The sequence below is a fragment of the Winogradskyella psychrotolerans RS-3 genome (genome assembly GCF_000427335.1).
Taxonomy (GTDB): Bacteria; Bacteroidota; Bacteroidia; order Flavobacteriales; family Flavobacteriaceae; genus Winogradskyella; species Winogradskyella psychrotolerans.
In genome coordinates this window covers 1-1,321 of sequence record NZ_ATMR01000074.1, presented here as the reverse complement: position 1 = coordinate 1,321, position 1,321 = coordinate 1, and the positions used below count along the sequence as shown (strand labels likewise).

The window sequence follows — 1,321 nt, the reverse complement described above, 5'->3', positions numbered from 1 at the left end:
TCTCCAATGGTACTGTCATTGCCAAAAAAACTTGGCTCTTCTACACCAAGTGGGTTTGGTTTGGTGAGTTCTGCATAGCTTTCCAATAGCTTAGAAAAAGCAGAGTAAGGGTCCGTTACTTTGACCAATGTCGTCGTATAGGATTTTTGCGGTACAAAGTCCTTTGAGACGATAATTGCAGAGCAATGGGTGCTGTAAAGGTGTTTTTCGTATTTTAAATTAGCAAGGAAACCTATGCTTCCTGGTTTTCCCTCCTGGATTTTTTCCAGGTTATTGATCATCTGCGAACCATCACCTTCTACAGTTCCATCCAAAAGTTGAGCAATTTGATCGACGGTAAATTCCATTAGGTATTAATTAATTTTAACGTAAAGTTATGTTTTTAGCATGACAAGCATAGTATTTTTGACAATTTTACTCATGGCTTTTATATTTGGCAAATCTGCGGCCGCTGCTACGTCCAAAACTTCACCTTTTTTGTTAGTATTAAAATTTTATTTTCTTTCAAATAGCCATAATTGCTTATCTCACCTTCCGAGAAAAATAATTTAATTCTTCATCAGAGACCATTAGCTTTTTTTGAACTTTAGATTTCATCTCAGCTACTTTGCTAGTAATAAGTGGCTGATTGCTAAGGTGTATTTTATACAAATTTCTAGTCAAAAACATTTTTGAGATTTGGCTTAGTACCAAGTCGTCAAGATCCTTCCAAAGTTTAATGGCTCCCCAAATATCCAAATCATCTAGTTGGGCAAAATCATCCAGCCAATCTGGTTTTCCTGTTTTAGGTAAATCCTTTTTCAAAAAACCTATGAATTCTATAGAGCCTGGAAGTGGATAACCTGAGCGCCCAAGGTGCTTTGCTCTTAAGATCAGGTTAATTAGCATTTTTTCCGCACAGACAGTTGTTTTATGCAGGTAAACTTGCCAGTACATAAGTCTTCTTGCGTTCAAAAAATTTTCTATGCTGTAAATTCCTTTTCTTCGATGACAACCTCATCATTTACGATGGTCATCATTTTAATGATTCGATCAGCTCCTATAGTGCCTTCTGATACCCCAGTGAAAAAACAATCTCTTTGTAAATAATCCAGCCTATCAATATCCAATTGGCTGGATACAAGTTGGTGAAAGAATTTTCTTTCGTAACTTCCAACAAATATTTTTCTCGCCAGTGAAAGCTGGCCATGAAATTGCTTATTTAATTCGTCAAAAAGAGGATTGATAATGTTTCATGGTGCTGGCCCTCTAGTAATATTGATTCCAGAGCATGAGAAAATGGGCCATGGCCAATATCATGGAGCAAGATGGCGAGTAGTGC

Annotated in this window: 3 protein-coding genes; all 3 read right to left on the bottom strand. The window is 36.9% G+C overall.

What is annotated here, in order from left to right; genetic code table 11:
* A partial coding sequence (locus ADIWIN_RS04960; protein WP_040756584.1) for an LpxD N-terminal domain-containing protein occupies positions 1 to 347 on the bottom strand: 347 nt, incomplete at its 3' end.
* 175 nt (positions 348 to 522) lie between these two features.
* Positions 523 to 936 carry an HD domain-containing protein gene (locus ADIWIN_RS21190; protein ID WP_051155412.1) on the bottom strand — a complete coding sequence of 138 codons (414 nt, stop codon included), beginning with the start codon at positions 934 to 936 and terminating at the stop codon, positions 523 to 525.
* A gap of 265 nt (positions 937 to 1,201) precedes the next feature.
* On the bottom strand, positions 1,202 to 1,306 hold the full coding sequence (locus tag ADIWIN_RS21185; RefSeq protein ID WP_235047030.1) for a hypothetical protein: 105 nt from the start codon (positions 1,304 to 1,306) through the stop codon (positions 1,202 to 1,204).
* Between the last annotated feature and the right edge of the window lie 15 nt (positions 1,307 to 1,321).

Excerpts from the sequence above, each read along its gene's own strand:
- ADIWIN_RS21190 (WP_051155412.1), bottom strand. The coding sequence starts at position 936 with ATGTACTGGCAAGTTTACCTGCATAAAACAACTGTCTGTGCGGAAAAA.